Source organism: Pseudomonas sp. GD03903, assembly GCF_029840045.1.
In the GTDB taxonomy this organism is placed as follows: domain Bacteria; phylum Pseudomonadota; class Gammaproteobacteria; order Pseudomonadales; family Pseudomonadaceae; genus Pseudomonas; species Pseudomonas pseudonitroreducens.
The window spans coordinates 57177-69035 of sequence record NZ_JAOCBT010000009.1 but is presented as its reverse complement, the minus strand read 5'-3'; the positions used below and the strand labels follow the sequence as shown (position 1 = coordinate 69035).

Genomic DNA, 11859 nt, shown 5'->3' with positions numbered 1-11859 from the left:
CCTGGTGCGGGGCGGTGATCACGCTGAAGTGGCGGATAACCTCGACGGTTATCCGCCCTGCGGGGTTGAGCGTTCGCGTTGCAGTGTCCGGAGGGCGGTAGAACCGTCGCCCAGATTGGCGCAAGGGTCACTTGCGCCGTCCAAGCCAAGTGGCACCATGCCACCCCATCTGTAAGAACTCGGATACAGGCTGCAGGAAGCCTGGCTTTTCGCGTGGGAGATTGCCTGGGGTTTGGTCCGACAGGCTGCGCCGCGCGGGAGCCCATTCCTGAATCACCCATCAGTTGAATGTTGCCAAGGATGCCTGGATGAGAGAGCGGAATATCGAGATCGGGAATATCGCGGAGATCGATATCAGAGAGGTATATGCGCCCCCTGCCGCCAAGCTGGTCGTGACGCAGTCCACCGCCGAGATTCTGAAGCTCAAGAAGCGCATGCAGTATTCGTTCTGCGCCGCTTTTCTCGCCAGTTTCCTGCCGTCGCTGATCTTTCAAATGGCCGGCGGCGTACCGCTGTTGTTCCTTGCCGTGTTTTTCCTCGTGCCGCTGTTCTGGCTCGCCATGCTGGTGTTCATCTTCCTGCTCAACAAGCGGCTTTCCTCGGTGGGCTATGCGCTCTTCAGGACCGCTATCGCGCTGGTTCCGATCCTCGCTCTCTACGTGCTGTACCGCACGTCCTACGACGCCAACAAAGTCATTCGCGCCAATAGCGCAGCGTGACTGCCGGGCGCTGGAGAACCTGGCGGGGCGCCGGGGCGCCCTCTGCTGTCAAACAAACAACAACGAGAAGGTTTGCCGTTCATGCTCAAGAAGATTTTCGGGGGATTGCTCCTGCTGGTCACGCTGTCCGCGATCGGGGGATGCGTCAGCCAGCCGACCGCTGTTTCCAAGTCCAATATCGCGGAGGGATACACCTCGGCGTCAAAGAGCATCTATGTCATGTCGCTGGTGGGTAGCACCCAGCCGGAGTTCAATACGCTGCTGGAGAAGAGCCTGACACGCAAGCTCGAGTGGGCCGGATACCAGGTCAAGTACGCGAACTCCAACGGTCTTGAGCTCGATCCGGATTCCCACCTGGCCAAGGCCAAGGAGTTCGGTGCGCAATTTGTGCTGGTCATTACCCCCAACGGCGGAAAGGTAATGGGTATGTCGAATCTCTACGTCGAAGGCCAGTACCGCATCGCGGCTGTCGATGTGACGCTCAAGCGCGTGGTTTACAAGTCGCAGTTGCGGTTCTGGCCCTACAACGAACCGTGGATCATGGGAATCCAGTGGAACGACGTGAGTGCGCAGGGGCTCGCCGATGCCATCTACAACGAAGGGCACTACCAGGGCCTGCTGTTCTGATCCGGGCTCGTCTCCGGCCGCGCTGAAAGCAGAGCCGGTTGCCGGTTTGTCTCGGGAAAAAAAGGCGCCCTTGCGGGCGCCGAGGGTTCCTCTTCCTCCAAAGGGGCACGTGGAGCGCCAGGAAGCGGAGCAGTCTTGCGGGGAAAATCATCACCGGTTGCCTTGGGGGGCGGTGATGCCTGCCGTTATACGCAGGGGCGCCTAACGGCAGGCTGAGGCGCAGCTGACAATTCCGTCATCCGCCCGCCCGGCGCTGGTGTTACAGCACCGCCAACGGGTACTCGATGATCAGCCGCACTTCGTCCAGGTCCGATTCGAAGGCCGTGGCGCGGGTCGTCGCCTGGCGTACGCGCAGGGACAGGTCCTTGAGCTGGCCTTCCTGGAACACGTACTTGGCCTCGATGTCGCGCTCCCAGCGCTTCTGGTCAGTGAGCGGATCGCCATTGTCGTCGCGGCGCATGTAGACGGCGTTGGCGTTGGAGTAATCGGCGTCGGTGCCGCGGGCGTAACGGGTCATGAAGCTCAGGCCCGGCACGCCGTAGGTGGCCATGTCGAGGTCGTAGCGGACCATCCAGGAACGTTCCTTCGGCGAGTTGAAGTCGCTGTACTGGATGGAGTTGTCGAGGTAGATCGAGTCGGCCTGGCGCAGGTAGTCGAAATCGTTGTTGCCGTTGTTGCGCTGGTGGCTGACGGCGATGCGGTGGGCGCCGAAGTGCACGCCGGCGCTGGCGCTCCAGATGTTGGTGTTGAACTCGCCGAGCAGCTCGCGGCCCTCGTCCTGCGACTTGTAGTAGTTGAAGCCGCCGAACAGCTCCACTGCCTCGCTGAGCGGGAAGTTCAACGCGGTGCCGAAGTAGTACTGGTTCCAGGCGTCCTTCAGGCGGCTGCTGTAGAGGCTGACGCTGGCATTGTCATTGATCGTGTAGTCACCGCCGCCGTAGGCGAGCCAGGAGGAATCCACCGGGCCGGCGTAGAAGGTGGCGAAGCCGTCGTCCATCTGCCGCGATTGCGGCTGGCTCATGGCGTGCAGGCGGCCGCCTTGCAGGGTCAGGCCTTCGAGGCTGGTGTTCTGCAGGGTGAAGCCGCGGAAGGATTCGGGCAGCAGGCGCGAGTCGCCGTAGTGCACCACGGGAGTCTCGGGGAACACGTCGCCGACCTTCAGCACCGTGTCCCACAGGCGCACCTTGGCGGCGCCACCGGCCTTGGAGTAGTCGCTTTCGGTACGCCCGTCGTTGTCGGTGGGCAGCACGTCCACCGAGCTGCCGGCGCCGTTGCGGCCATCGCCGGTATCGAGCTGGAAGCCAAGCATGGCGAAGGCGTCCACGCCGACGCCGACCGTGCCCTGGGTGAAGCCGGATTCGAACTTGCCGATGATCCCGTGGGCCCAGACTTCCGAGTAGCCGTTGCCGCGCGGCGGTGCGGACTGGCCATGGCGGGCGTCGCGGTTGAAGTAGAGGTTGCGGTTGAGGACTTCCAGGCTGGCGCCTTCGATGAAGCCTTCAGGCTTCTCTTCGGTGGTCGCCTCGGCGAAGACGGTCGGCGATGCGACTCCCAGAGCCAGCAGCGAAGCCGCCAGCGGAAACTTGTGTCGGTACTTTCGATACGTGTGATGCATGGATGTGCTCCCAAGGGCAGGGTGGTTTGGTTACCGCCTGCTGTTGTTGTTTTCGCCCAGGCGTGGCGAGGGCCACGGGCATCGTGTAGGAGCGTGGATAACGACCCGGTGAGCGGCGCATGACAAATCTGTCAGGCAGCGGCTGGGCAGCGCTGGCAGGCAAGCCGATGTCGGAACCAGGCAATCGTTCCGGGTGGTCGATGCCTAGGGTGGCGAACCCTCACCGAAACGATCTGGAGCTGACATGTCCGACTTCATTACCGTGCTGCGCGACACCTGCCCGACGCCCGTGCTGGATGCCACCAGGTGGCAGCGCATCGGCGGCGATCCGCACACCGTCAACCTCAATGCCTACCTGTCGGCGGACGGCAGCAAGATCATGGGCACCTGGATCTGCACCCCCGGCAAGTTCCAGGTGAACTACGAGAAGTGGGAGTACTGTCATTTTCTCGACGGCTACTGCGTCATCACCCCCGAGGGTGAGCAGCCGATCCATCTGCGTGCCGGCGATGTATTCGTCATCGAGCCGGGCATGAAGGGCACCTGGGAAGTGGTGGAGACGGTGCGCAAGTATTTCGTCTTCGCCTGAGCCTGCATGGAGAGAAAAAAGGGAGCCGATGGGCTCCCTTTTTCATTCGCGAGGATCACTGCGGGCCGTCGCTGACCGACCAGCTGGCCGCCGACACATACGGCGCCAGCGCCAGTTCGCCGACCAGGGCTTCCAGCAGGCTGTCCTTGTCGCAGGGGGCGAGGACCAGGGCTGCCACCTCCACTTCGCCGCCGGTCTTGCGCGCGTGGCTTTCCAGGCTCTGCAGGGCCAGGCCGTTGGCACTCAGGCGGCGCAGCAGGGTGGAGCGCACCAGCGCTTCCTGGTGGGCCTCGGTGACGGCTTCGACCGTGTAGTAGCGCTCGCTGCTCGGTTCTATCGGCGCGTGACGCTGGATCCAGCGTGTCACCGAGGGCAGCGTCAGGTTGCACAGCACGATCAGCAGGGTGGCGACCAGCGCCGCCGCGAGAAAGCCGCTGCCGGCCAGCACGCCCACCGCGCCGGTACACCAGATCGTCGCCGCGGTACTCAGGCCGCGTACGCTGAGGCCGTCGCGCATGATCACGCCGGCGCCGAGGAAGCCGATGCCGGTGACGACCTGGGCGGACATGCGCACCACCTGGTCTTCCGCGCCCATGAGGAAGGGCAGGGTGGCGAAGGTGGCGGCACCAAGGGAAACCAGCCCATGGGTGGCGACCCCGGTGAAGCGCTGGCGCCACTGGCGCTCCATGCCGATCAGCGCGCCGAAGCAGAGCGCTGCGAAGAGGTCGAGGATGATGTCGAAGTACATGCCGTTGTGCTCCGCGCCGGTCTTGTGCCGACGCCGGTGGAAAGGAGCATCGTGCCCCTGGTGATTATGGAGGTGCGTCCAGTCTAACGGGCTGGCAAGCGATACGGGCTGACATGTCGCAGGTGGGCTGTGACCTGTAGGAGCGAGCTTGCTCGCGAACCGCTTGACTACGAGGTCGCCGGGAGGTCTGTTCGCGAGCAAGCTCGCTCCTACGAAGAGCCATATGCCGGGGAGGCCGTTTAGGCGTTCCCGCGAGAACTAGGTACAGTGGCCGCCCCCTTTCACTGGAAGAGAGTTGGCAAAATGGTCACCTGTTACCTGCGCTACGTGCTGGACCCTTACAAGCTCAAGGAATTCGAACACTACGGCCGGTTGTGGATCCCGCTGGTGGAGCGCTTCGGCGGCCAGCACCATGGCTATTTCCTGCCTTCCGAGGGCGCCAGCAACATCGCCCTGGCGATGTTCACCTTTCCCAGCCTGGCCGATTACGAACGCTACCGGCAGCAATCCATGGACGATGCCGAGTGCCAGGCCGCCTTCCGTTACGCCGAGGAAACCCGCTGCATCCTCAGCTACGAGCGGAGTTTCTTCCGGCCGGTGTTCGGTGCCTGATCAGTCTGCGGAATAGCTGTTCGTCATGCGCCGGCCTTGAGGGTGGAGCACCCTGCAGGAGCGGGCACAGAGTCAGCCGCCCGGTATCCCGTGGCTGGGGGCATCGCGGACGAAGCCCGCTCCTGCGCGGGGATCAGGCTCGGCAGGAGCGGACTCCGTCCGCGATCGCCATCCGCCGGCAGAGCAGCAGCGTAGGGCGCATAACGCCGGAGGCGTTATCCGCCATGGCGGCGGATAACCGGTCCGGGTTATGCGCCCTGCGTGGAGGTGGTGGATCAGCGCCGCGCCGTCACCTCGCCGCTCCAGCCACCACCCAGTGCGCGGAACAGGTCGACCAGGGCGATCTGCCGCTGGGTGCTGGTCTCGATGTAGGCCGACTCGTTGACGAAGTTGCTGCGCTGCGCGTCGAGGTAGCGCAGGTGGCTGTCCACGCCGCCTTCGTAGCGCGCCTTGGCCAGCTTCAGCGTCTCGTTGGTGGTGTTGGCCAGCGCGCGGCGCGCGGCTTCCTCGCGGCGCAGGGTATCGGTCGCGGCGAGCGCATCGGCGACTTCGCGGAAGGCGGTCTGGATGGTGCCTTCGTAGGCGGCCACGGCGGAGTCCTTGCGCACCTTGGCGAGGTCGAGATTGGCGCTGTTGCGCCCCGCGTCGAAGATCGGCAGCGACAGCGTCGGCACGAAGCTCCAGGAGCGCGAACCGCCGTCGAACAACCCGGACATTTCCGCGCTGGATGTACCGAAACTGCCGGTCAGGCTGATGCGCGGGAAGAACGCCGCGCGGGCCGCGCCGATGTCGGCATTGCGCGACTTCAGCCGATGCTCGGCGGCGAGGATATCCGGGCGCCGCTCGATCAGCTCCGATGGGGTGCCCGGAGCGATGTCCTGGATCAGCATCGGTTTGTCCTGCGGTACCTGCGGGATGCGCTTGGCCGCATCGGCAGTGCCGAGCAGCAGCACCAGGGCGTTGAGCGCCTGCTGCTTCTGCCGGGCGTTGCTTTCCAGCTCCGCACGGGACTGTTCGACCAGCCCCAGGGCTTCCTGATAGTCCAGCGCGGTGGCCGCGCCGGCGCTGCGTCGCTGGCTGATCAGGCTGAGCGAATCCTCGCGGCTGGCCAGGGTCTGCTCGGTGAGCAGCAGGCGGCGCTGGGCACCGTCGTAGGTGAGATAGGCCTGGCTGACTTCGGCGATCAGTGCGATGCGCGCGCTGCGAGCGGCCTCCTCGGTGGCGAGGTACTGCTCCAGTGCGGCGTCGGTCAGGCTCTTCACCCGGCCGAACAGGTCCAGTTCGTACTCGGGCAGCGCCAGGCCAACCTGGTAGCTGCTGCTCACTGCCGAGCCGCCGCTGTTGGACAGGTCCGCCGGCAGCCGCTGGCGATTGCCGTTGGCCGCGGCGTTCAGCCCCGGTACGCGGTCGGCGCGCTGGATGCGGTACTGCGCGCGGGCCTGCTCGATATCCAGCAGGGTCTGGCGCAGCGAGCGGTTGTTGTCCAGGGCGGTGCTGACCAGGCCGCGCAGTTCGCTGTCGACGATGAAGGTCTGCCAGTCGAGGTTGCTGGCGGCCTCGCCGGTCTTCGCGGCCGGGCTGTTCCAGCTCGACGCCACCGGTGCTTCGGGGCGTTCGTAGGTGGGCGCCATCGAGCAGCCGGCCAGGCTCAGCGCCAGCAGCAAGGCGCAGGCGGGTTTATGCAGGGCGGTCATTGCGCGACCTCCGAAGCTTGTTGCGCAGGTTTAGGTTGGCGACGCAGCAGTGACAGCAGCCAGACGAAGCAGATGGGCACGAAGATCACGCCGAGCAGCGTGGCGCTGAGCATCCCGCCGATCACCCCGGTGCCGATGGCGCGCTGGCTGGCGGCGCCGGCGCCGCTGGCGAGCACCAGCGGCACGACGCCGAGGATGAACGCCATGGAGGTCATGATGATCGGGCGGAAGCGCAGGCGTGCGGCCTGGATCGCGGCGTCGCGCAGGCTGTGGCCCTGTTCCCAGAGCTCCTTGGCGAACTCGACGATGAGGATCGCGTTCTTCGCCGCCAGGCCGATGATGGTGATCAGGCCGACCTTGAAGTACACGTCGTTGGGCAGCCCGGTGACCGTCACCGCGAGCACCGCGCCGAGGGCGCCGATGGGTACGATGAGCATCACCGACAGCGGGATCGCCCAGCTCTCGTAGAGCGCCACCAGCAGCAGGAACACCACCAGGATCGCCAGGGCGAACAGCTGGGTGGCCTGGCCGCTGGCGACCTTCTCCTGGTAGGAGAGGCCGGTCCACTCGTAGCCGATGCCCGCCGGCAGCTCGGCGACCAGGCGCTGCATCTCGGCCATGGCCTCGCCGGTGCTGACGCCAGGGGCGGCGTCGCCGGAGATGCGGATCGACGGGTAGCCGTTGTAGCGCGCCAGCTGCACTGGGCCTTCTTCCCAGCGCGTGCTGACGAAGGCGGACAGCGGCACCAGCTCCCCGGCGCTGTTGGGCACGTAGAGCTTGAGCACGGCTTCCGGGGTCATGCGGTCGCCCTGTTCGGCCTGCACCACCACGCGTTGCTGGCGGCCGGCGTTAGCGAAGTCGTTGATCACCGAGGAGCCGAAGGCAGTGGACAGTGCGCTGCTGATGGACTCGAAACTGACGCCCAGGGTGCGCGCCTTCTCGCGGTCGATATCGAGGCGCAGCTGGGGTGCCTCGGCGAGACCCTCCATCATGGCGTAGAGGATTTTCGGATTGCCGTTGGCCTCGCCGAGCAACTGGTCGCGGGCCGCCAGCAGCGCGTCGCGGCCGAGGCCGGCGCGGTCCTGCAGGCGCAGCGAGAAGCCGCCGGAGTTGCCCAGGCCATCGATCGGCGGCGGGGTGACGGCCATGATCGCGCCGTCGCTGATGCCGGCGAAGCGCTCGTTCACCGCGGCGGTTTCCGCTTCGGCCGACTGCGACTTGTCACGCACGGACCAGTCCTTCAGGGTCGGGAAGGCCAGCGCGGCGTTCTCGCCCATGCCGGAGAAGCTGAAGCCCATCACCAGGAAGGACGAGGCCACGGCCTCGCGGGATTTCAGGAACTGCTCCAGCTCCTGGCCGGTGACATCGGCGCGCGCACGGGTGGCGCCCGGCGGCAGCTGGATGTCGACGATCATGTAGCCCTGGTCTTCCACCGGCACGAAGGACTCCGGCAGGCGCAGGTAGCTGTAGCCGAGCAGCGCGACGATGCCGGCGTAGATCAGCATGTAGCGTCCGGCACGCTTCACCAGCGCCGTGTTGAGCAGGGTGTAGCGCTCGGTCAGGCGGTTGAAGCCACGGTTGAAGGCGCCGAAGAAGCCGCGCTTCTCATGGTGGCCCGCAGGGATCGGCTTGAGCAGCGTGGCGCACAGCGCCGGGGTGAAGGTCAGGGCGAGGAAGCCGGAGAAAAGGATCGACACCGCCAGCGACAGGGAGAACTGCTGGTAGATCACGCCCACCGAACCGGCCATGAACGCCAGTGGCAGGAACACTGCCGAGAGCACCAGGGTGATACCGATGATCGCGCCGGACACCTGGCCCATCGCCTTGACGGTGGCGGCAGGCGGGGAGAGGCCTTCCTCGGCCATGATCCGCTCGACGTTCTCCACCACCACGATGGCGTCGTCCACCAGGATGCCGATGGCCAGCACCATGCCGAACATGGTCATCATGTTCACCGAGAAGCCCAGCAGGTACATCGCCGTCAGCGTGCCCAGCAGGCACACCGGCACCACGATGGCCGGGATCAGGGTGTAACGCACGTTCTGCAGGAACAGGAACATCACCAGGAACACCAGCACCATGGCTTCGAGCAAGGTATGGATGACCTTCTCGATGGCCACGTCGACGAAGCGCGAGGTGTCATAGGGCACCGAGTACTCGACGTCGTCGGGGAAGTTCACCGACAGCTCGGCCAGGCGTTCCTTCACCAGCGCGGCGGTCTGCAGGGCGTTGGCCCCGGGCGACAGCTGGATGGCGCCGGCCACGGTCGGCTTGCCGTCCAGGCGGGCGGTGAAGTTGTAGCTTTCGCTGCCCACTTCCAGGCGCGCAACGTCGGCCAGCTTCACGGTGGAACCATCCGGATTGGCACGCAGGACGATGCGACCGAATTCCGCCGGGTCGTCCAGGGTGCCTTTCACCGCGAGGGTAGCCGTCAGCTCCTGCTCGGTACTGCCGGGGGAAGCGCCGAAGCTGCCGGCCGGCACCTGCACGTTCTGCCCGCGAATGGCGTTGCCCACGTCATCGATGGAGAGGCCATAGCCGACCAGCTTCTGCGGGTCGATCCACACGCGCATGGCCGCTTCGGAGGAGAAGAACTGCAGCTTGCCGACGCCTTGCACGCGGCGCAGCTCGTTGTTGATGTTGCGCGCGGCGTAGTCGCCCAGGGCGGTGGTATCGGTGCGCGCGGAACCTTCCTTGTAGTTGAGCGCGTAGATCAACAGGAAGCCGGCGCTGGTCTGCTCGACCTCCAGGCCCTGCGTCAGTACGGCCTGGGGCATGCGCGCCTCGGCCTTCTTCAGGCGGTTCTGCACGTCCACCTGGGCCAGCTCCGGGTTGGTGCCGGGCTGGAAGGTGACCACCACTTCGGCCATGCCATTGGAGTTGCTGGTGGATTCGAAGTAGAGCAGACCCTTGGCGCCGTTGAGCTCTTCCTCGATCACGCTGGTGACCGAGTCCACCAGCACCTGCGCCGAGGCGCCGGGGTAGGTGGCGGTGACGGTGATCTGCGGCGGCGCCACGCTGGGGTACTGGGCGACCGGCAGCAGCGGAATCGCCAACAGGCCGGCCAGGGAAATGAACAGCGCCACCACCCACGCGAAGTTGGGGCGCTTGATGAAGAACAGTGACATGGGGAATTCCTCGCGGCGATGCTCGCCTTACTGACGCGACGCCTGCTGTTGCTCGGGGGCGTGACGGGCCTCGACCTTGGCGCCGGGCTGCAGGCCGGTCAGGCCGCCGACGATGACCTGGTCGCCACTGGCCAGGCCCTGGCTGATCTGCCAGCGCGAGCCCTGCATGGCGCCGGTCTGAACCTGGCGCGTCTCGACACGGTTCTCGGCACCAATCACCAGTACGTGGGCGGTGCCGTCGGTGGCACGCTGCACGGCGCGCTGCGGCACCAGAATGGCCTTGGCATCGGTACCCTGCGGGGCGGTGACACGCACGTACATCCCCGGCAGCAGCAGGCCGTCGGCGTTGTCGAACTTGCCGCGCAGCGAAACCTGGCCGGTGCCGCGATCCACCGAGATATCGGTGAACAGCAGCTCGCCCTTGCGCTCGTATGGGGTGCCTTCGACGCGCAGGCTCAGCACCTGGCTCTGGCCGGCGGGGAGGTTGCCGCTCTTCAGCGCTTCACGCAGGCGCAGGGCGTCGGCCACCGGCTGGGTGAAGTCGGCGTAGATCGGGTCGAGTTGCTGGATGCGCGCCATCAGCGTCGCGTCACCCTGGCCGACCAGCGCACCTTCAGTCACCAGGGCGCGACCGATGCGCCCGGAGATCGGCGCCTTGACCGAGGCGTAGCCCAGGTTCAGGCGTGCGGTTTCCAGGTCCGCCTGGGCCGAGCGCACGGAGGCCTGGGCACTGCGCAGGTCGGCGGTGGCGGTGTCGAAGTCCTGCTGGCTGACCGCTTCGATCTTCACCAGCGGCTCGTAGCGCTTCACCCTGGCCTGGGCTTCCTGCTGCGCTGCCTGGGCGCGCGCCAGGTCGCCTTCGGCGCGCGACACGGCGGCCTTGAGCGGCGCCGGATCGATCTGGAACAGCAGGTCGCCGGCCTTGACGTCGGCGCCTTCCTCGAAGCGCTTCTGCAGGATGATCCCCGCCACCCGCGCCCGCACCTCGGCCACGCGCATCGGCTCGATGCGCCCCGGCAGTTCCGAAGTCAGGGTGAGCGGTTCGGTCGCGACCGCCACCACATCCACCGGGCGCGCCGTCTCGGCGGCGGCCTGGGGCTCGGCGGATTGTCCGCAACCCGCCAGCGCCAACGCCGTCACCAGCGCACTGATTGTCCCTACTGCACGCAACCTGCCCATGTTTCACCCGGGGTCTGTCTAACTGGAAAGGTGCGTATGATCCTTTCAAAACCAAAATGAGTCAAGAATGTCTCATTTGCTTCTGTGATGTATAAAATGTGTCATGACCTTTCAAAAGGAAGGTCTTTTTCTGCACAATGAGACGATCCGCCACCTGACACGAGGCCCCCGAATGACACTTTCCGCCCATGATGAACGTCTGCTCAAGGCGCTGGCCGTCGCCATCGTCGACCGCCCACGGGCGACGCTGAAAGAGCTGGCGGAATCGGCGGGGGTGAGCAAGGCGACGCTGCACCGCTTCTGCGGTACCCGCGATGGGCTGATGGCGATGCTGGAGGACTACGGCCATGTGGTGATCCGGCAGATCCTCGAAGCCGCCGGGCTGCAGCAGGCCGAGCCGCTGGAGGCGCTGCGAGGGCTGATCGCCGAGCACCTCAAGCACCGCGACATGCTGAACTTCCTGCTGTTCCAGTACCGCGCCGAGAACCTCGACATGGAGGCCACCGCCGAGCGCTGGGGCTACTACACCGAGGCGGTGGATGCCTTCTTCCTGCGCGGCCAGCAGAGCGGCGTGCTGCGCATCGACATCACCGCCGCGGTGTTCACCGAACTGTTCCTCTCGATGCTCTACGGCATGGTCGACGCCGAGCGCTATGGCCGCGCGGCCAGCTCCAGCTCTGCCCACGTGCTGGAGCAACTGTTCCTCCACGGGGCGCTGGTCCAGCCCCAGGGCTGATGCCGTGTTTCGCGGGTGGATTCACCGCTACCGCGCTGGAAGGTGTCCCCTCTGGTCCAGTCGGCTTCATTGAAGAGAAGTATCTGTAGTCCCCAAGACTTTTCCCCTGATCTTTCCGGCACCCTCCCGGACCATTCCTATATGTCTGGGTATTAGGTAGCTCATATCGTGGCCGACTGAGTCAGCAGGTCGGCTACATCAGGTGTCCCAGC

Annotated in this window: 10 protein-coding genes; 5 read left to right on the top strand and 5 right to left on the bottom strand. The window is 65.7% G+C overall.

Going from position 1 to position 11859, the window contains the following annotated elements; translation table 11 throughout:
• The first annotated feature begins 308 nt into the window (after positions 1 to 308).
• Both N5C91_RS16090 and N5C91_RS16085 read left to right on the top strand, forming a co-directional pair.
• The gene (locus tag N5C91_RS16090) at positions 309 to 719 is read left to right on the top strand and encodes a hypothetical protein (protein WP_279830467.1); all 411 of its coding nucleotides are present in this window, start codon (positions 309 to 311) and stop codon (positions 717 to 719) included.
• Positions 720 to 800: 81 nt separating this feature from the next.
• The gene (locus N5C91_RS16085; RefSeq protein WP_236174111.1) at positions 801 to 1346 is read left to right on the top strand and encodes a hypothetical protein; all 546 of its coding nucleotides are present in this window, start codon (positions 801 to 803) and stop codon (positions 1344 to 1346) included.
• Positions 1347 to 1605: 259 nt separating this feature from the next.
• Here the strand turns inward: N5C91_RS16085 and N5C91_RS16080 are convergent, their stop codons facing one another.
• Positions 1606 to 2961, bottom strand: a complete 1356-nt coding sequence (locus tag N5C91_RS16080; protein WP_279830466.1) for an OprD family porin — start codon at positions 2959 to 2961, stop codon at positions 1606 to 1608.
• A gap of 244 nt (positions 2962 to 3205) precedes the next feature.
• Here N5C91_RS16080 and N5C91_RS16075 point away from each other — a divergent pair, with 244 nt between their 5' ends.
• Complete coding sequence (locus N5C91_RS16075) at positions 3206 to 3550, top strand: cupin domain-containing protein (RefSeq protein ID WP_236174109.1); 345 nt, start codon at positions 3206 to 3208, stop codon at positions 3548 to 3550.
• A 55-nt stretch (positions 3551 to 3605) separates the two neighbouring features.
• On the opposite strand, the gene N5C91_RS16070 is transcribed toward N5C91_RS16075, so the two are convergent.
• Entirely contained in the window at positions 3606 to 4298 is a 693-nt protein-coding gene (locus tag N5C91_RS16070) for an MgtC/SapB family protein (RefSeq protein ID WP_279830463.1), read from the bottom strand.
• 303 nt (positions 4299 to 4601) lie between these two features.
• On the opposite strand from N5C91_RS16070, the gene N5C91_RS16065 reads away from it, so the two are divergent.
• Positions 4602 to 4910: an NIPSNAP family protein gene (locus N5C91_RS16065; protein ID WP_236174107.1), complete on the top strand. Its 309-nt coding sequence runs from the start codon at positions 4602 to 4604 to the stop codon at positions 4908 to 4910.
• Between the two features lie 275 nt (positions 4911 to 5185).
• Here the strand turns inward: N5C91_RS16065 and N5C91_RS16060 are convergent, their stop codons facing one another.
• From N5C91_RS16060 to N5C91_RS16050, 3 genes are read right to left on the bottom strand one after another with little or no spacing between them, the layout of a single operon-like run.
• Positions 5186 to 6604 carry an efflux transporter outer membrane subunit gene (locus tag N5C91_RS16060; RefSeq protein ID WP_279830460.1) on the bottom strand — a complete coding sequence of 473 codons (1419 nt, stop codon included), beginning with the start codon at positions 6602 to 6604 and terminating at the stop codon, positions 5186 to 5188.
• Positions 6601 to 9732, bottom strand: a complete 3132-nt coding sequence (locus N5C91_RS16055) for an efflux RND transporter permease subunit (protein ID WP_236174105.1) — start codon at positions 9730 to 9732, stop codon at positions 6601 to 6603. The genes N5C91_RS16060 and N5C91_RS16055 overlap by 4 nt, the downstream gene beginning before the upstream one ends.
• 27 nt (positions 9733 to 9759) lie before the next feature.
• Positions 9760 to 10911, bottom strand: coding sequence for a MexC family multidrug efflux RND transporter periplasmic adaptor subunit (locus N5C91_RS16050; protein ID WP_279830457.1), 1152 nt, complete (start codon positions 10909 to 10911; stop codon positions 9760 to 9762).
• A 172-nt stretch (positions 10912 to 11083) separates the two neighbouring features.
• On the opposite strand from N5C91_RS16050, the gene N5C91_RS16045 reads away from it, so the two are divergent.
• Positions 11084 to 11647 carry a transcriptional regulator gene (locus tag N5C91_RS16045; protein ID WP_279830455.1) on the top strand — a complete coding sequence of 188 codons (564 nt, stop codon included), beginning with the start codon at positions 11084 to 11086 and terminating at the stop codon, positions 11645 to 11647.
• Positions 11648 to 11859 lie beyond the last annotated feature (212 nt).

Excerpts from the sequence above, each read along its gene's own strand:
- N5C91_RS16060 (WP_279830460.1), bottom strand. The coding sequence starts at position 6,604 with ATGACCGCCCTGCATAAACCCGCCTGCGCCTTGCTGCTGGCGCTGAGC.
- N5C91_RS16070 (WP_279830463.1), bottom strand. The coding sequence starts at position 4,298 with ATGTACTTCGACATCATCCTCGACCTCTTCGCAGCGCTCTGCTTCGGC.
- N5C91_RS16080 (WP_279830466.1), bottom strand. The coding sequence starts at position 2,961 with ATGCATCACACGTATCGAAAGTACCGACACAAGTTTCCGCTGGCGGCT.
- N5C91_RS16090 (WP_279830467.1), top strand. The coding sequence starts at position 309 with ATGAGAGAGCGGAATATCGAGATCGGGAATATCGCGGAGATCGATATC.
- N5C91_RS16085 (WP_236174111.1), top strand. The coding sequence starts at position 801 with ATGCTCAAGAAGATTTTCGGGGGATTGCTCCTGCTGGTCACGCTGTCC.
- N5C91_RS16045 (WP_279830455.1), top strand. The coding sequence starts at position 11,084 with ATGACACTTTCCGCCCATGATGAACGTCTGCTCAAGGCGCTGGCCGTC.
- N5C91_RS16050 (WP_279830457.1), bottom strand. The coding sequence starts at position 10,911 with ATGGGCAGGTTGCGTGCAGTAGGGACAATCAGTGCGCTGGTGACGGCG.
- N5C91_RS16075 (WP_236174109.1), top strand. The coding sequence starts at position 3,206 with ATGTCCGACTTCATTACCGTGCTGCGCGACACCTGCCCGACGCCCGTG.
- N5C91_RS16055 (WP_236174105.1), bottom strand. The coding sequence starts at position 9,732 with ATGTCACTGTTCTTCATCAAGCGCCCCAACTTCGCGTGGGTGGTGGCG.
- N5C91_RS16065 (WP_236174107.1), top strand. The coding sequence starts at position 4,602 with ATGGTCACCTGTTACCTGCGCTACGTGCTGGACCCTTACAAGCTCAAG.